16 protein-coding genes are annotated in these 16,169 nt (G+C 69.1%); 11 read left to right on the forward strand and 5 right to left on the reverse strand.

The genetic code is table 11. The features are described from left to right. The first annotated feature begins 40 nt into the window (after positions 1 to 40). Entirely contained in the window at positions 41 to 1,234 is a 1,194-nt protein-coding gene (locus tag E4P42_RS17245; protein ID WP_135127292.1) for a cytochrome P450, read from the forward strand. Further along, positions 1,231 to 2,304, forward strand: coding sequence for a phosphotransferase (locus E4P42_RS17250; RefSeq protein ID WP_135127293.1), 1,074 nt, complete (start codon positions 1,231 to 1,233; stop codon positions 2,302 to 2,304). Before E4P42_RS17245 ends, E4P42_RS17250 begins: the two co-directional genes overlap by 4 nt. Position 2,305: 1 nt before the next feature. Here E4P42_RS17250 and E4P42_RS17255 read toward each other — a convergent pair whose 3' ends face one another. Genes E4P42_RS17255 through E4P42_RS17270 form a run of 4 tightly spaced genes read right to left on the reverse strand, consistent with a single transcriptional unit; the run spans position 2,306 to position 6,275 of the window. Further along, on the reverse strand, positions 2,306 to 3,610 hold the full coding sequence (locus tag E4P42_RS17255) for an MFS transporter (RefSeq protein ID WP_135127294.1): 1,305 nt from the start codon (positions 3,608 to 3,610) through the stop codon (positions 2,306 to 2,308). 9 nt (positions 3,611 to 3,619) lie between these two features. After that, positions 3,620 to 3,922 (reverse strand): hypothetical protein, encoded by a 303-nt coding sequence (locus tag E4P42_RS17260; protein WP_135127295.1) that lies wholly within the window; start codon positions 3,920 to 3,922, stop codon positions 3,620 to 3,622. Further along, on the reverse strand, positions 3,919 to 5,433 hold the full coding sequence (locus E4P42_RS17265) for a class I adenylate-forming enzyme family protein (protein ID WP_135127296.1): 1,515 nt from the start codon (positions 5,431 to 5,433) through the stop codon (positions 3,919 to 3,921). The genes E4P42_RS17260 and E4P42_RS17265 overlap by 4 nt, the downstream gene beginning before the upstream one ends. Then, positions 5,430 to 6,275, reverse strand: coding sequence for an NAD(P)-dependent oxidoreductase (locus E4P42_RS17270; RefSeq protein ID WP_135127297.1), 846 nt, complete (start codon positions 6,273 to 6,275; stop codon positions 5,430 to 5,432). Before E4P42_RS17270 ends, E4P42_RS17265 begins: the two co-directional genes overlap by 4 nt. Positions 6,276 to 6,475: 200 nt before the next feature. Here E4P42_RS17270 and E4P42_RS17275 point away from each other — a divergent pair, with 200 nt between their 5' ends. From E4P42_RS17275 to E4P42_RS17290, 4 genes are all read left to right on the forward strand, one after another. After that, positions 6,476 to 8,053, forward strand: a complete 1,578-nt coding sequence (locus E4P42_RS17275) for a methylmalonyl-CoA mutase family protein (RefSeq protein WP_135127298.1) — start codon at positions 6,476 to 6,478, stop codon at positions 8,051 to 8,053. Continuing rightward, positions 8,053 to 8,457: a cobalamin B12-binding domain-containing protein gene (locus E4P42_RS17280; RefSeq protein ID WP_135127299.1), complete on the forward strand. Its 405-nt coding sequence runs from the start codon at positions 8,053 to 8,055 to the stop codon at positions 8,455 to 8,457. The genes E4P42_RS17275 and E4P42_RS17280 overlap by 1 nt, the downstream gene beginning before the upstream one ends. A 76-nt stretch (positions 8,458 to 8,533) precedes the next feature. After that, positions 8,534 to 9,490 carry an LLM class F420-dependent oxidoreductase gene (locus E4P42_RS17285; protein WP_135127300.1) on the forward strand — a complete coding sequence of 319 codons (957 nt, stop codon included), beginning with the start codon at positions 8,534 to 8,536 and terminating at the stop codon, positions 9,488 to 9,490. 92 nt (positions 9,491 to 9,582) lie between these two features. Beyond that, positions 9,583 to 10,617 carry a CaiB/BaiF CoA-transferase family protein gene (locus E4P42_RS17290; RefSeq protein ID WP_135127301.1) on the forward strand — a complete coding sequence of 345 codons (1,035 nt, stop codon included), beginning with the start codon at positions 9,583 to 9,585 and terminating at the stop codon, positions 10,615 to 10,617. On the opposite strand, the gene E4P42_RS17295 is transcribed toward E4P42_RS17290, so the two are convergent. Further along, complete coding sequence (locus E4P42_RS17295; protein WP_135127302.1) at positions 10,605 to 10,922, reverse strand: 2Fe-2S iron-sulfur cluster-binding protein; 318 nt, start codon at positions 10,920 to 10,922, stop codon at positions 10,605 to 10,607. The genes E4P42_RS17290 and E4P42_RS17295 overlap by 13 nt on opposite strands. Positions 10,923 to 11,029: 107 nt before the next feature. Here E4P42_RS17295 and E4P42_RS17300 point away from each other — a divergent pair, with 107 nt between their 5' ends. The 5 genes from E4P42_RS17300 (at position 11,030) to E4P42_RS17320 (ending at position 16,168) form a co-directional block, all read left to right on the forward strand. Next, positions 11,030 to 12,451: a class I adenylate-forming enzyme family protein gene (locus E4P42_RS17300; RefSeq protein ID WP_135127303.1), complete on the forward strand. Its 1,422-nt coding sequence runs from the start codon at positions 11,030 to 11,032 to the stop codon at positions 12,449 to 12,451. Further along, entirely contained in the window at positions 12,429 to 13,241 is an 813-nt protein-coding gene (locus E4P42_RS17305) for an acyl-CoA dehydrogenase family protein (RefSeq protein ID WP_135127304.1), read from the forward strand. The genes E4P42_RS17300 and E4P42_RS17305 overlap by 23 nt, the downstream gene beginning before the upstream one ends. Next, positions 13,228 to 14,319 (forward strand): acyl-CoA dehydrogenase family protein, encoded by a 1,092-nt coding sequence (locus tag E4P42_RS17310; RefSeq protein WP_135127305.1) that lies wholly within the window; start codon positions 13,228 to 13,230, stop codon positions 14,317 to 14,319. The genes E4P42_RS17305 and E4P42_RS17310 overlap by 14 nt, the downstream gene beginning before the upstream one ends. Positions 14,320 to 14,348: 29 nt before the next feature. Further along, positions 14,349 to 15,116 carry an enoyl-CoA hydratase/isomerase family protein gene (locus E4P42_RS17315; protein WP_167759523.1) on the forward strand — a complete coding sequence of 256 codons (768 nt, stop codon included), beginning with the start codon at positions 14,349 to 14,351 and terminating at the stop codon, positions 15,114 to 15,116. Positions 15,117 to 15,229: 113 nt separating this feature from the next. Continuing rightward, positions 15,230 to 16,168: a TauD/TfdA family dioxygenase gene (locus E4P42_RS17320; protein ID WP_135127306.1), complete on the forward strand. Its 939-nt coding sequence runs from the start codon at positions 15,230 to 15,232 to the stop codon at positions 16,166 to 16,168. The last annotated feature ends 1 nt before the right edge of the window (position 16,169 follow it).

Genomic DNA, 16,169 nt, shown 5'->3' on the forward strand with positions numbered 1-16,169 from the left:
GTGTAAGCTCCTAACCGCGTAAAGAGAGGCGGGTTTCTCCGTGACAGTGTCTGCCGGCCCCGACGTCTATTTCGACCCCTACGACGTCGACTTGAATGCCGACCCCTATCCGATGTTCAAGCGCCTGCGTGAGGAGGCGCCGCTGTACTACAACGCCACGCACGACTTCTATGCGGTGAGCCGCTACGCCGATGTCTGCGAGGCGCTCGTCGACCATGAGACCTACAGCTCGGCCCGCGGCGCGATCGTGGAGCTGATCAAGGCCGACATCGAGATTCCGCCGGGCACCGTGATTTTCGAGGATCCGCCGATCCACGACGTGCATCGCAAGTTGCTGGCGCGGATGTTCACCCCCCGTAAGGTCAACGCGCTCGAGCCCCGGATCCGCGAGTTCTGCGCCCAGAGCCTCGACCCCCTGGTCGGCGCCGGGCGGTTCGACTTCATCACCGACTTCGGCGCGATCATGCCGATGCGGGTGATCAGTGCGCTGCTCGGCATCCCGGAAAAAGACCAGGAGAAGATCCGCGATCACGGCAACGCCCAACTGCGCACCGAAGCGGGCAAGCCGATGGAGTCGCAGCTGGCTGACGCGTCACTGTTCGAGGCCTACATCGACTGGCGCAAGGACAACCCGTCCGACGACATCATGACCGAGTTGCTCAACGTCGAGTTCACCGATCAGCACGGCGTGACCCGCCGCCTCACCCGGGAGGAACTGCTGGTCTACCTCAACGTCGTCGCCGGCGCCGGTAACGAGACCACCACCCGGCTCATCGGCTGGGCCGCCAAGGTGCTCGCCGAGCATCCCGACCAGCGGCGGCAACTGGTCGACAATCCGGCGCTCATCCCGCAGGCCGTCGAGGAGCTGCTGCGCTTCGAGCCGCCGGCGCCGCACGTGGCCCGTTACGTCACCCGCGACGTCGAGGTGCACGGTCAGACCGTGGCCGAAGGCAGCGTGATGATGATGCTGATCGGCGCAGCGGTCCGCGACCACCGCCAGTTCCCGCCCGACGGCGACGTATTCGACATCCATCGCGAGCCCCGTCAGCACCTCGCCTTCAGTGTCGGCACGCACTACTGCCTCGGCTCGGCGCTGGCGCGCCTCGAAGGGCGGATCGCGCTGGAGGAGATGCTCAAACGCTTCCCGGAATGGGACATCGACCTGCCCAACGCCCGGCTTTCACCGACATCGACTGTGCGAGGCTGGGATTCAATGCCGGCGATCGTCGGATGACCAGCGCGGAGCTGGCCGTCCCGAACGACTGGGACGAGATCACCCCGGCCTGGATGACCGGCGTGCTGGCACGACACTTCCCCGACGCCGCAGTGAAATCGGTGACCGTCGACCTGCGCGACGACGGCACCAACCGCCGGGCCCGGCTGCGGCTGACCTATGCGGCGGGCACCGGGCCGCAGACCGTGTTCGTCAAGGCGCTCGACCCCGCGCACCGCGATCTGGTGCGGCTCACCAGCGGGTTGTGGCACGAGCCGCGGCTGTTCACCTGTGGCGTCGACCTGCCGCTGGAGCATCCGACCGTCTACGCCGCGCTGATCGACGAGCCGCGCGAGGATTTCATCCTGGTGATGGAGGACCTCACCGCGCGCGGTGCCGACCCGCGCGATGCCACCCGGCCGCTCACCGTCGAACAGGCGGCCACCGGAGTGCGGGGACTGGCCCGCATGCACGGCCGGTTCTGGGGAGACCGGGTCGAGGCGGATCCCGCGCTGGGCTGGCTGGAACCGTTCGTCCCGTGGGAGGGCATGGGTGCCGCGCCGCTGGCCGAGGCCCTGCGCCTACTCGGCGACGACGCACCGGATGTGCTGCTGGCCTTGACCATCAACCGGCTCATCGACGACATCTGGAAGCCCTACATCCGCAGCCTGACCCGCGCACCGCAGACGCTGCTGCACGGCGATCCGCACATCGGCAACACCTACCTGATGCCCGACGGAGAGGTGGGATTCCTGGACTGGCAGGTCGCGCGTCGCGGCAACTGGTCGCTGGATCTCGGATATTTCCTGCAGGGTGCGCTGACCATCGAGGACCGCCGTCGCCACGAAGGCGAACTGCTCTCCGAGTACCGTGACGCGCTCGGACTGCCCGCCGCGGAGATGCCGTCGCTCGGGGAGATCTGGCTGCGGTATCGGGCGTCGGTGGCGCACGGGCTGACGCTGTGGCTGTGCACGGCCAGCGCGGGGGAGCTGTGGCAGCGTCCGGACATCGCGGTCGCCCTGGCGCAACGGTATTCGGCCGCCTACGCCGATCTGCAGACCGCCGAGGCGCTCGCCGACATCGACACCTGAGTCAGTCGCGGCGCCGCGTCCGCCACGGGCCCGGCATCAGGCACACGCAGACCGCGGAGACGACCGACACGGCCACCATGTAGGCCGCGATCGCATCGCTGGTCTTCGTCGCCGTGTACAGCGCGGTGGCGATGGTGGGCGCGAACGCCGACCCCGCCACCGCGGACAGGGTGTAGCCCAAAGACACGCCGCTGTAGCGGACGTCGGCGTCGAACGCCAGGCTGAACAGCGATCCGGTGACGCCGGCCGCAGGCGCCATGGCGAGGCCGAACACCAGGATCAGCGCGACCAGGAACCACCGGGCGTCGCCGGTGTTGATGAGCGCGAACACCGGCACCACCGACAGCCCCATCGCCACCACACCGGCGAGGAACACGGGTTTGCGGCCGACGGCATCGGACAGCGCGCCGAACAGCGGGTACATCACCACGGCGATCACCGCGGCCACACTGACACCGAGAAGTGCTGCGGGGCGGTCGATTCCGGCCACCGAGGTGGCGTAGGACACCAGGTAGGCGACGCAGATGTAGGCGAACACGCCCTGGGACAGATACGCCCCGGCGACGAGCAGGACCTGGCGCCAGTGCCGGCGGATGGCGTCGGCCAGCGGCAGGCGTACGAGCGCGGCGCGCGCCTGCACCGCCGCGAAGTCGGGACTCTCCGTCAGCGACAGCCGGATGGCCAACCCGATCACGATCAGCACCGCACTGAGCAGGAACGGCACCCGCCACCCCCAGCTCAGGAACTGCTCGTCGGGCAACCGGGACACCACGTAAAACGCCAGGGTGGCGGTCGCCGTGCCCGCGGGCGCACCCATCTGCGGGAAGGCGCCGTAGAGCCCTTTGCGGTGTGGCGCGGCGTGTTCGACGGCCATCAGGGTCGCACCACCCCATTCGCCGCCGACCGCGAAGCCCTGGGCCAGCCGCAGCAGCGTCAACAGCACGGGGGCCGCGACGCCGATCTGGGCGTAGGTCGGCAGGGCGCCCATGAGCACGGTGGCGACACCCATGATGAGCAGCGAGTAGACCAGCATCCGCTTGCGGCCGATTCGATCGCCGAAGTGGCCGAACACCACTCCGCCGAGCGGGCGGGCGACGAAGCCGACGCCGAAGGTGGCGAACGACAGCAGCAGCCCCGTCGCCGCCGACACCTCGGGGAAGAACAGCTTAGGGAACACCAGGGCCGCGGCGGTGCCGTGGATCAGGAAGTCGTAGTACTCGACCGTCGTCCCGATGAAGCTGGCGACCGCCACGCGCAGCGGTGACGTCGCCGTCGTCGCGGTCGTGGTGCTCGCTGCCGTGGCCACCGCTATGGTTCAGTCGCTGGCCGGAAGCGGTTTGGCTTCCTTCAGATCGAGGGCGGTGTCACCGATCGACAGGGTGCCGGCACCGGCCTTGGTGACCAGGACTTCGGCCCCGCTGCCGTCGACATAGCGCTTACCCATCACGTTGCCACCGGACAGCGCGGGATCCATGGCGGCGTCGGCGGACTTCGGGGCGTCCAGCGGCACCATCGGGACGCCGCCGGCGCGCAGGTCGTCGAGGCTGTCGGCGCTGCGCACCACGATCACCTGGGTGTCGCACACCTGGCTCTGCAGGCGGGTGCCGTTCTTGATCATGCGGGCTCCTTCTCGGGCTCGTCGGCGGCGGCTTCGAAATCCTTGATCAGCTCGCGGCGCAGCACCTTACCGGTGGCGTTGGTCGGCAATTCGTGCCGGAACACCACCCGGTCGGGGGTGCGGGAACCGCGCAGGTGCCGTCGCACGTGGGCGCGCAGATCGTCGGGGTCGGGGGTGACACCGGGGCTGGGCACCACGACGGCGACGATGATCTGCCCCCACTGCGGGTCCTCGGGACCGACGACGGCGACGTCGCGCACGTCGGGGTGTTCGACGAGCACGTCCTCGATCTCGGCCGGTGCGATGTTCTCGCCGCCGCGGATGATGGTGTCGTCGGACCGGCCGCCGATGAACAGGTAGCCGTCCTCGTCCAGCGACGCGATGTCCCTGGTGGGGAACCAGCCGTCGGCGTCCAGCACCGAGCCGATGTCGGAGTAGCGCCCGGACACCTGCTCACCCCGCACGAACAGCTCGCCGGTCTCGCCTGCGCCCAGCACCGTTCCGTCGTCGGCACGGATCTGCACCTCGATGCCGGGCACCACCTGTCCGACCGATCCCAGCCGCCGGGCGCCCGCCTCGTCGTCGGCGGCGAGTGCGGCGCGGTGGTCGTCGGGCCCCAGGACCGCGATGGTGGAGCTGGTCTCGGTCAGGCCGTAGGCGTTGACGAAGCCGACGCCGGGCAGCAGTTCCAGCGCGCGGCGCACCAGGGGCAGCGCCACCTTCGAGCCGCCGTAGGCCAGGTTGCGCAGCGTCGGCAAGGTGGCCGCTTCCTCGGACAGCGCGGTGACGATGCGGTCGAGCATGGTGGGGACGACCGTGGCGGTGGTGACGCCTTCGGCGTTGACCAACCGGATCCACTCCCGGGCGTCGAAGTGCCGCAGATACACCATCTTCCGGCCGGCGTAGAGGTTCGACATCGCCGCACCGACCCCGGCGATGTGGTAGGGCGGCACGCAGATCAGCGCGGCGTCGGCGGGGTCGGCAGACGCGAACTCCACGGTGCCGGTGACATAGCTGGTGAGGTTGTTGTGGGTCAACTCGACGGCCTTGGGCCGCGAGGTGGTGCCGGAGGTGAACAACACGACCGCGACGGCATCGGGGTCGGCGAATTCGGCGGCCGGGTCGGCGGTGCGGGCGGCGGTGAGGAAGTCCGTCGATTCGACGACCTGCCTACCCGCGCCGGCGACGACGTCGACGTACTCGGCATCGGCGATCACCAGCGGGTCGGGTAGCCGGGTGATCAGCTCGTGCAGGCCGTCGCGGCTGAGCCGGTAGTTCAACGGGGTGAACGCCACCGCCGCGCGGGCCGAGGCGAACAGCAGAAGCGGCAGCATGGCGCCACCGGTGCCGACGTACACCACATGTCGCGCACCTGATTCGGCGATGACGCCGGCGCCGCCGTCGGCCAGAGCGCTGAGTTCGGCGGCGCGCAGCCGCAATTCGTCGCAGACCACCGCGGTGCGATCCGGATCGCCGGACACCGACATCTCCAGCAGCAGCGAGATGCTCATGGGGCGTCCACGAAGATGTCGAGGGTCGGGTGGTCTCCGCCGCCGTAACCGGCGAGGTCGGTGGCGCCGACCGAGGCGAGCACCTCGGAGTCGATGTAGCACTGACCGGTGGCCGCCCGCGCGGGCCGCGAGAGCACCTCGACCGCCGCATCGGCCATGATCTGCGGACTCCTGGCCTTCTTCAAAGCCTCCCGGCCGTCGGCCATGTTGGCGACCGCGGAGGTGGCGATGTAGGTCTGCGGCCACAGGCAGTTGACCGCGATACCCGCCCCGCCCCGTTCGGCGCGGAACTCCTCGGCCCAGCCGAGCGACAGCAGCGTCATGCCGTACTTGGACAGCGTGTACGCCGGGTGCGCGCCCAGCCAGAAGGGGTTCATGTTCAGCGGCGGCGACAGGGTGAGCACATGGGGATTCGCCGATTCGCGCAGATGCGGCAGCGCCGCCTTGGTCAGCAGGAAGGTGCCGCGGACGTTGATGTCCATCATCAGGTCGAACTTCTTGGCCGAGAGCTGCTCGGTCGGTTCGGTCGCGATGGCGCTGGCGTTGTTGACGACGATGTCGATGCCGCCGAAGTGCTCGACGGCGGTGGCCACCGCGCGGGCGACGTCATCTTCCTTGCGCACGTCGCCGACCACCGCGACGGCTTTACCGCCGGCGGCCTCGACGTCGGCGACGGCGGTGTGCACGGTGCCGGGCAGTTTCGGGTGCGGTTCGGCGGTCTTGGCCAGCAGCACCACGTTGGCGCCGTGCCGGGCCGCGCCGATCGCGATCGCCAGGCCGATTCCGCGGCTCCCGCCGGACACCACCATGGTGCGGTCGGACAACGCTTGCTGACTGGACATCGGCCTCCTCGGTCACCTCGATGGTATTGGCATTCTCATTTTCTGCAAGTGTCGTATTCGGTAGGTGTGCGGGCTCGGCGCACGCAGGCGGCCGTGGTGGCGAGGGGCGAGGGGCCGCGTTGCGGAACACGCGCCGGTGCGAACCGGTTTCCGATACGTGGTATTGGCATTCTCATTTTTTGCAAGTACGTTATCCACTGATGAGCGACCTCGTACAGACCTCCTCGGGCGTCCCGCTCGAGCCCGTCTACGTGCCGGGTGACCGCACCACCGAGCCGCCACCGCCGGGTGCCTACCCGTTCACGCGCGGCAACTTCGCGTCCGGATACCGCGGCAAGCTGTGGACGTTCCGCCAGTATTCCGGCTTCGGCACGGCCGAGGAGTCGAATCGCCGCTACCGTTACCTGCTCGATCAGGGCGGCACCGGGCTGTCGGTGGCGCTGGATCTGCCCACGCAGTGCGGGTACGACTCCGACGATCCGGAGTACGGCGAGGAGGTCGGCCGCGTCGGGGTGGCCGTGGACACGCTGGCGGATGCCGAGATCCTGTTCGACGGGATTCCGCTGGACAAGATCAGCACGAGCTTCACGATCAACGGCACCGCGGCCATCCTGCTGGCGTTCTACGTGGCCGCCGCGGAGAAGTCCGGCGTGCCGCGAGAGAAGCTCACCGGCACGATCCAGAACGACATCCTCAAGGAGTACGCCTCGCGGGGTACGTGGATCTGGCCGCCGGACCCCTCGCTGCGGCTGATCGCCGACACCATCGAGTTCTGCGCCGCCGAGGTGCCGCGGTTCAACGCGATCTCGGTGGCGGGGGCGCACTTTCGCGACGCCGGCGCCAACGCGGTGCAGGAGATGGCGTTCACGCTCGCCGACGGCGTGACCTACTGTGACACGGTCGTCGAGCGCGGCCGTATGAGCATCGACAAGTTCGCCCCGCAGATCTCGTTCTTCTTCTACACCCACGGCGACTTCTTCGAAGAGATCGCCAAGTACCGGGCCGGCCGCAGGCGCTGGGCGACGATCGTGCGCGAACGGTACGGATCGACCAGCGACAAGGCGTCGATGTTCCGGTTCGGCTGTGTGTCGGGCGGTGCGTCGCTGTACGCCCCGCAGGCGCAGAACAACGTGGTCCGCATTGCCTACGAGGCGATGGCCTCGGTGCTGGGAGGCGTGCAATCCATGTTCACCGCGGCGTGGGACGAGCCGTTCGCGCTGCCCAGCGAGGAGTCCGCGACCCTGGCGCTGCGCACCCAGCAGATTCTGGCCTACGAGACCGGGGTGACCAGGGTGGCCGACCCGCTGGGCGGGTCGTACTTCGTCGAGGCGCTCACCGATGCCACCGAGGCCAAGATCATCGAGATCATGGGTGATCTCGAGCAGCACGGCGGCATGGTGCGCTGCATCGAGGACGGCTATCTGCAGGGGCTGATCGCCGACGAGGCCTACAAGGTGCACCAGCAGATCGAGGACGGCACGCGCCCGGTGGTCGGGGTGAACAAGTTCGTCACCGACGAACCGCCGCCGGACATCGACACCTATGAACTCGACGCCGAGGGACGCGACCTGCAGCTCAAGCGGTTGTCGAAGGTCAAGGCCGACCGGGACCCGGACGCGGTGGCCCGGACGCTGGCCGAGTTGTCGCGCGCCGCCGGCGGCGACGACAACCTGATGCACAAGCTGATCGACTGCGCGAACGCGTACTGCACGGTGGGGGAGATGGTGTCGGCGCTCAAGGCCGTGTGGGGCGAGTTCCAGCAGCCGGTGGTGTTCTGATGAGCGCTCCCGCGCGTGTCCTCGTCGCCAAACCCGGGCTGGACGGCCATGACCGCGGCGCCAAGATCGTGGCGCGCGCCCTGCGCGACGCCGGTTTCGAGGTGATCTACACCGGAATCCGACAGCGCATCGAGGACATCGTGTCGATCGCGCTGCAGGAGGACGTGGCGCTGGTGGGCCTGTCGATCCTGTCGGGCGCGCACGTGGCGCTGACCGCCCGCACCGTGGAGGCGTTGCGCGCCGCCGACGCCGGTGACATCGCGGTGGTGGTGGGCGGCACCATCCCTCAGGCCGACGTGCCGAAGCTCCTCGAGTGTGGTGCGGCGGCGGTGTTTCCGACCGGCACACCGCTGGAGACGTTGGTGACCGAGGTGCGCAAGCTGACCGAGCAGGCCCAGGCGTGACGAGTGTGAAACGCGGGCGATTCTCGGGCCTGATTCCCGCCAAGGAGTCACACTCGGCGAAGGAAGAGGGATAACCATGAGACTGGGCGTGATGATCGGGGCCGAGCGCGGCGACATGGCGCGCAAGGTCACCAAGCTGGTGTCCGACATCGAGTGGGCCGAATCGGCCGGACTGGACACCGCGTGGATGCCGCAGGTGCCCAACGATTTCGACTGCCTGACCATGGTGGCGCTGATGGCCGCGCACACCACGCGCATCGAACTCGGTACCGCGGTGGTGCCGCTGCAGGCCCAGCATCCGATCGCGCTGGCGCGTCAGGCGTTGTCGGTGCACGCCGTGTCGGGCGGGCGCCTCGCGCTGGGCGTCGGGCCGTCACACCACTGGATCGTGCGCGACATGCTCGGGCTGCCCTACGACAAGCCGGCGGCCTACACCCGCGACTACCTCGAGGTGCTCGACGCGGCGCTGGCGGGACCGGGGTCGGTCGACGTGGTGAACGATTCCTTCACCGTGCACAATCCCACCGTGCTGCAGGCCGATTCGCCGATGCCGGTGCTGGTGGCCGCACTCGGCCCGGTGATGCTGCAGATCGCCGGGGCGCACGCCGACGGCACGGTGCTGTGGATGGCCGACGAACGCGCCATCGGTGAGCACATCGCGCCGCGGATCACCAGCGCGGCCGCCGAGGCGGGCCGGCCGGCCCCGCGCATCGTCGCGGGTATCCCGGTGTGCCTGTGCGCGAACTCCGAGATCGACGCGGCCAAGGACCGCGCCAATCGGATACTCGCGGAGGCCGAGACGTCGCCGAACTACCAGCGGTTGCTCGATCGCGGCGACGCCCGCGATGTCGGCGACCTGTGCGCGGCCGGTGACGAGGACTCGATCCTGGCGCGGTTCAAGGCCTTCGCCGACGCGGGTGTGACGGACCTGTCGGTGCGCCTGCTGCCGATCGGGGACACCCGCGACGAGCTGATCGCGTCGAAGTACCGGACGCGAGAGGTGATCGCCGAACTCGCGAAGCAGGTGCGATGAGCGCTTGCGCGAAGAGCCGCGTGCCCCGATGAGCGCTTGCGCGAAGAGCCGGGTGCCCCGATGAGCGCTTGCGCGAAGAGGCGGGCGCCCCGATGAGCGCGCCGCTGGCCGGCATCCGCATCATCGAGGTCGGCGTGATGCTGGCCGGGCCCTATGCGACGATGATGCTCGCCGACCTCGGCGCCGATGTCATCAAAGTGGAGCCGCCCGGCGGCGAGATCTCCCGCCAGGTCGGCGACAGCTATTTCGCGAGCCTGAACCGCAACAAACGCAACATATGCCTGGATCTGCGGTCCGAGGAAGGGCAGCAGCGCCTCGCCGAGCTGGTCGCCGACTCGCACGCCCTCCTGGTCAACATGAAGCCGTCGGTGATCCGCCGGCTGGGACTGACCTACGAGGCGCTGCGCCGGCACAACGACAAGATCGTCTGCGTCGCGCTGACGGGGTTCGGGCTCACTGGCGGCGACGACCCGGCGTTCGACTACGTGGTCCAGGCGGCGACCGGGGTGGCGGCGATGACCGGCGAACCGGACGGGCCGCCCACACTGCCGGGCTATTCGTCGGCCGACAACTCGACGGGCCTGACCGCCGCGCTGGGACTGCTGGCGATGATCGTGTCGGGCCGTGGCGGGCAGGTGGACGTGTCGCTGCGCGATGTGATGCTGTCGCAGTTGAACTACCGGGTCGCGGCGTACCTGAACGACGGTGTCGAACCCCGCCGCCATCCCAACGGCGCCCACTCGTTCTACGTTCCGGCACAGCTGTTCCCGACCGCCGACGGGTTCCTGGCGCTGTTCGTCACCCACGACGGGTTCTGGCGGCTGTTCGCCGACGAGGCGGGCATCGACGGTTTCCCGACCATGGCGGAGCGGTCGGCGCGGCGCGATGAGGTGCTCGCACTGGTCACCTCCGCGCTGGCGCGGGATACGGCGACCGGTTGGGAGAAGCGGCTACGGCCGCTGGGCATTCCGGCGGCGGCCGTGCGCGCGCTGCCGGCCGCACTGGAGGAGACACCCGAGGTGCTGGTCACCGCGGGCGGGTTCCGGCTGGTGGGCAGCCCGGTGCGGATCAGCGGGTACGAACCGGAATACCGGCCGCCGCCACCGCCGCCGGGTCACTCGTCGTAGGTGACCGCCACGATGTCGGTGTCGGGAATCGCCTGGCAGGTCAGCACGTATCCGTCCGCCACCTCGTCGTCGTCGAGCGCATCGTTGACCCGCATGGTGGCGGTCCCCTCGATGAGCCTGGCCATGCATGTCCCGCAGTTGCCGGCCTCGCACGAGAACGGGGGCGAGATGCCGGCGCGGCGGGCACTTTCGAGCAGCGTCTCACCGGCGACTCTGGCCACCGACACCTGCTTGCGGTCGAGGACGATCGTCACCTCGCCGCCGGGGGCGCCGGCGGGCGGGACGGGCATGGGCGAGGCCGACATACAGCTCCTTCGAGCATCGACATTCTGACTTGAGGAGAATAGTATTCTCCTGAAATGATAGTGTCTTCTCAAGTGCAGTCTACGGCGTCCAGGAGGGTCCGGCGGCGGTGAGCGATGGCCGACACGTGACCGGTTCCGCCGCGCTGGCGTTCGGCGACCGCGAGTACTCGCCGGCCGACATCGATGCCCTCGCCAGCGGAATGGCCACGGCGCTGGAGGAGCGCGGCGTGCGGGCCGGGGACCGCGTGGCGATGATGTCATCGAACCGACCGGAATTCGTGGCGGCGCTGCGCGGGATCTGGCACCTCGGCGCCGCCGCGGTCCTGCTCAGCCCGGCCTGGAAGCACGCCGAGGTGGCGCACGCACTCCAGTTGACCCGGCCCAGCCATGCGGTCGGCGACCATCCGGTGCTCGCGGACGCGATGCCGATGCTGCACCTCGACGAGTCGCTCTCACCCGGCCGGCGCGCGTTCGACGGCGTCGATCCGGCGCGCGACGCGGTGTTCGTGTTCAGCTCCGGCACCACCGGGATGCCCAAGGCCGTGCGGCACACCCACGGCGCGTTCGCCGTGGCGGTGCAGCAGTGGCGGGATGCGCTCGGGCTGTCGCCGGCGGACCGCATGCAGATCATGACACCCCCGTCGCACATCCTCGGTCTGCTCAACATCGTGATGGCGTTGCAGACCGGCGCCTGGATCCGCCTGCATCCGCGCTTCGACATCGACACGATGCTGCGCCACATCGAGGCGGACGGCATCACGATCGAGATGGCGGTCGCACCGATCGCGCTCGCGCTCGCCCGGCACCCCGATCTCGAGAGCCATGACCTGTCGTCGCTGCGGTACATCATGTGGTGTGCCACGCCGGTCACCACCGGCGTCGCCGACCACGTCACCGCGCGCACCGGCGTGCCCTGGGTCGCGGCCTATGGCACCACCGAGGTACCGGTGATCGCCGCCAACCCCCTGACGGGGGCACGCCTGGACACCGTCGGCCGCCCGGTGCCCGGTGTGCAGGTGCGGGTGGTGTCGCTGCACGACGGCACACCGGTCGGTGCCGGAGACACCGGTGAGATCCAGGTTCGCTCGGCGGCGGTGATGGCCGGATACCTGCCCGCAGCGGCGACGTCCGCCGCGTTCGCCGACGGCTGGTACCGCACGGGTGACGTGGGCGCCCTCGACGGCGACGGCTGGCTCCGCATCACCGACCGGTCCAAGGAGATGATCAAGGTCCGCGGGTTCCAGGTGGCGCCCGCCGAGGTCGAGGCCGTCCTGCACGGGCATCCGGTCGTCGAGGACTGCGCCGTCTTCGGCGAACCCGACGCGGCCGACGGCGAGGCGGTGGTCGCCGCGGTGACCACCAGCGCCGACGTCGCGCCCGACGAGCTGATCGATCTGGTGGGCGACCGGCTCGCCTCCTACAAGAGACCGCGCCGGGTGGTGTTCGTCCCGATCATCCCGCGCCTACCGTCCGGAAAGGTATTGCGCCGAGTGCTCAAGGAGCAACATGGACGTCCGTCTGACGGCTGAACAACGACAACTGCGTGACGCCGCCGCGGAGGTGGTCGGCGACCTGGGCCCGGGTTCGGTGGCCGATCTTGACGATTCCGTCCGCCTGGGCAGGCTCGAGAAGGCGGTCGACGCCACCGGGTTTCGCACCTTACGGTCCGACGGCGCCTCGGCGGTGGAGGTCGCGATCGTCGCCGAGGAGTTCGGGCGGGGGCTGCTCGACGTGCCCTACCTCGGTCCGGTGCTCGCCGACGATCTGCGCCGCCGGCTGGGGCGGGAGGTATCGGGCGCCGCCGGGCCGGAGTCGGTCGACCTGACCGGCAGCCTCGCCGGGGTGATCGAGTCACCTTCGGAGCTGGCGGAGCTGTCCGACGAGGACGCCCGCCGGTGGTACGCGCTCGCGCTGGCGACCACCACCGCCGACATCGTCGGTGCCGCCCGTGGAACGCTCTCGCTGGCAACGGAGTACGCCAAGGTGCGCGAGCAGTACGGTGCGGCGATCGGGTCGTATCAGGCGGTCGCCCATCTGCTTGCGGAGAGCCTCGCGCTGATCGAGGGGTCGATCAGCGTCGCCCGCCACGCCGCCTGGGCCGTCGACGAGCTGCCGGTGCGGGAGGCGGTCGAGGCCGGCCGGATCGCGAAGATCTACTGCGCCCGGGCCGCGATGGCCGTGTGCGAGACGTCGATCCAGGTGCACGGGGGGATCGGGAACACCTGGGAATGCCTGGCCCACGTCTACCTGCGCCGGGTGCTGGCCGCCACCGAGGTGTGGCCTGCGAAGCTCGAGGAGTTGACCATTGGACTTTCGTGATTCCGCCGAGGAAGCCGCGTTCCGGGAACGGTTGCGCACCTGGCTGACCGAACAGAAGGGCAGGTTCCCGACGTCAGGGGACGAATACTGGGCCAGACAGGGTGAGTGGCACCAGGCGCTCTACCGGGCCGGCTTCTTCGGCACCTCGTGGCCGAAACCATACGGCGGGCAGGATCTTCCGCCGGTCTACGACGTCATCGTCGACGAGGAGATCGCCAAGGCGGGGGCGCCGGCGCGGCCGAGCCTGGGCTACCTCGTCGTCGGGTTGAGCCATCACGGCAGCGAGGAACTCCGGCAGCGCTTCCTGCCCGGGCTGATCGACGGCACCGAGCGATACTGCCAGGGGTTCTCCGAACCGGGCGCCGGTTCGGACCTCGCCTCGCTGACCACCACCGCCACTGCTGAGGGTGACGACTACGTCATCAACGGGCACAAGATCTGGACCAGCTACTCCGACGTCGCGGACTGGTGCCTGCTGCTGGCGCGTACCGAAAAGGATGTGCCCAAGCACAGGGGCATCTCGGCGTTCATCATCGACATGCACCAACCCGGCATCGAACAGCGCCCGCTGAAGATGATCAGCGGCGTCACCAAGGAGTTCGGTCAGGTCCTCTTCGACGGGGCACGGGTGCCCGCCGCGAACATGGTCGGCGCACCCGGGGAAGGCTGGAAGCTGGCGATGACTGTCGTCGCGCACGAACGGGAGCCCTCGACGCTGGGGTTCTCGGCGCGATACGGAAAGACGGTGCGTCAATTGGCATCCCGGGTCGACGGACCGCCGTCCGAGGAACTGCTGTGGGCGTGGGTGCAGACCGAGATGCTGCGGCTGCACGTGCGCCGGCGGCTGTCCGAGCAACTCGACGGCATCACCCACGGGCCGCAGGGCTCGCTCGACAAACTGCTGATGACGTGGACCGAGCAGTCCGTGGGACATGCCGCACTCCGCACCGTCGGCACGGCGGACGACGAGATGTTCGGCGCCTACATGTACAGCCGCGCGCAGAGCGTCATGGGCGGCACATCGCAGATCCAGAAGAACATCATCGCCGGCCGGATACTCGGACTCGGAGTCCGGTGAGCGCCGGCGCGAACAGCGGAGGAGACGGAATGTACGGCATGCCCGAGGAGATCCAGGTCACCGCGGACGGTCCGCTGCGGATCATCACCCTGAACCGGCCGGATGCGCTCAACGCCGTCAACGACGAACTGCACGAGGGGCTGGCGCAACTGTGGCCGCGGCTCAACGAGGACCTGGATGCACGGGCAGCGGTCATCACCGGTGCGGGACGGGCATTCTCGGCCGGCGGCGACTTCGCCTACCTACAGGAGCTCAGCGGCGATGCGAAGTTGCGGGCCAAGACAATCCTGCACGGCCGCGAGATCGTGCTGGGGATGTGCCGGACGCGCATCCCGGTGGTGGCCGCCGTGAATGGACCCGCGGTCGGGTTGGGCTGCAGTCTGGTGGCGCTGAGTGACATCGTGTACATGGCGCCGACGGCGTACTTCGCCGATCCGCATGTCCAGGTGGGCCTGGTCGCCGCCGACGGCGGCCCGCTGACCTGGCCGCTGCACATCAGCCTGCTGCTGGCCAAGGAGTTCGCGATGACCGGCACGCGGATATCCGCACAGCGGGCGGCCGAACTCGGGCTGGCCAACCACGTCGTCGACGATCCGGTGAGTGAGGCCATCGCGTGCGCGGAGAAGATGATGCAGATGCCGCGCCAGGCGCTGGAATCGACCAAGCGGCTGCTCAACATCCATCTCGAGCGGGCGGTGCTGGCCAGCCTCGATTACGCGAACACCGCTGAGGAGCAGTCGTTCACGACCGAGGACTTCCGCACGATCGTCGCCAAGCTCAACGCCAAGAAGAACTGAGCGGCGCTGATCCGGGCGAGCCAGATTCAGGCCGATCGAAACCCGTAGCGTCTCAGAGCGTCGCCGTTAGCGTCGAACCCCTGACACCGGCATGACTGCAAGGGGACGAGACGATGACTGCTACCACCGAAACCGCGTTACAGGTCGCACCACTGTCCGGTTGGACGGGCGCGTTGATCACGGGAGTCGACCTGTCGGCGCCGTTGTCCGAGGACGAGCGGGCGGTGATCCGTTCGGCACTGCACAAGTGGAAGGTGGTGTTCTTCCGCGATCAGGACCTCGACCACGCCGCCCAGATTGCGTTCGGCGCCCAGTTCGGCGACGTCACACCCGGTCACCCGTACGAGGGCGATTCTGCGCCGCAGGGATTCCCGCAGATCCACACGGTCTCGCCCGCCGCGTACGATCACCGGTACGGCACGCGGTACCGCAAGAAGCTCAGCCCGAACGGCCCGCAGTGGCACGCCGACGTCACGCCGCTGATCAATCCGCCGTCGCATTCGATCCTGCGGGCAGAGACGGTACCGCCCTACGGCGGGGACACCCAGTTCACCAACGTCGCAGCCGTCTATCAGGGACTCGCACCGTCGGTGCGCGCGTTCATCGACGGCCTACGGGCAGAACACCGCTTCGGGGCGACATTCGCCGCTGACCGCAGCAGCGAGAAGATCGGCGACCTGGTGCGCCGCAATCCGCTGGCGACCATCCATCCGGTCGTCCGCGTCCACCCCGAGACCCACGAACGGGTGGTGTACGTGAACCCGTCGTTCACCCGGGAGATCGTCGACCTGTCGCCCCGCGAGAGCCGGCACATCCTCGATCTGCTGTTCGAACAGATCGCCCGCCCCGAGTACACGGTGCGCTTCAAGTGGGCGCCGGGCAGCGTGGCGTTCTGGGACAACCGGGCCGCGCTGCACCTTGCTCCGCGCGACTTCGAGCATGTCCAGGGTGACCGGGTGCTGCATCGCATCACGCTGGTCGGCGACATCCCCGTGGGGCCGAGTGGCGCCGCCTCGGAGTCGATCTCGGGTGAGTTCTTCGGGGCTGCGTGAC

This window comes from Mycobacterium sp. PS03-16 (assembly GCF_004570325.1).
In the GTDB taxonomy this organism is placed as follows: Bacteria; Actinomycetota; Actinomycetes; order Mycobacteriales; family Mycobacteriaceae; genus Mycobacterium.

Bases quoted from the DNA above. Each gene is read 5' to 3' on its own strand.
- E4P42_RS17250 (WP_135127293.1), top strand. From the start codon at position 1,231: ATGACCAGCGCGGAGCTGGCCGTCCCGAACGACTGGGACGAGATCACC.
- E4P42_RS17260 (WP_135127295.1), bottom strand. From the start codon at position 3,922: ATGATCAAGAACGGCACCCGCCTGCAGAGCCAGGTGTGCGACACCCAG.
- E4P42_RS17265 (WP_135127296.1), bottom strand. From the start codon at position 5,433: ATGAGCATCTCGCTGCTGCTGGAGATGTCGGTGTCCGGCGATCCGGAT.
- E4P42_RS17270 (WP_135127297.1), bottom strand. From the start codon at position 6,275: ATGTCCAGTCAGCAAGCGTTGTCCGACCGCACCATGGTGGTGTCCGGC.
- E4P42_RS17275 (WP_135127298.1), top strand. From the start codon at position 6,476: ATGAGCGACCTCGTACAGACCTCCTCGGGCGTCCCGCTCGAGCCCGTC.
- E4P42_RS17280 (WP_135127299.1), top strand. From the start codon at position 8,053: ATGAGCGCTCCCGCGCGTGTCCTCGTCGCCAAACCCGGGCTGGACGGC.
- E4P42_RS17285 (WP_135127300.1), top strand. From the start codon at position 8,534: ATGAGACTGGGCGTGATGATCGGGGCCGAGCGCGGCGACATGGCGCGC.
- E4P42_RS17290 (WP_135127301.1), top strand. From the start codon at position 9,583: ATGAGCGCGCCGCTGGCCGGCATCCGCATCATCGAGGTCGGCGTGATG.
- E4P42_RS17295 (WP_135127302.1), bottom strand. From the start codon at position 10,922: ATGTCGGCCTCGCCCATGCCCGTCCCGCCCGCCGGCGCCCCCGGCGGC.
- E4P42_RS17305 (WP_135127304.1), top strand. From the start codon at position 12,429: ATGGACGTCCGTCTGACGGCTGAACAACGACAACTGCGTGACGCCGCC.
- E4P42_RS17315 (WP_167759523.1), top strand. From the start codon at position 14,349: ATGTACGGCATGCCCGAGGAGATCCAGGTCACCGCGGACGGTCCGCTG.
- E4P42_RS17320 (WP_135127306.1), top strand. From the start codon at position 15,230: ATGACTGCTACCACCGAAACCGCGTTACAGGTCGCACCACTGTCCGGT.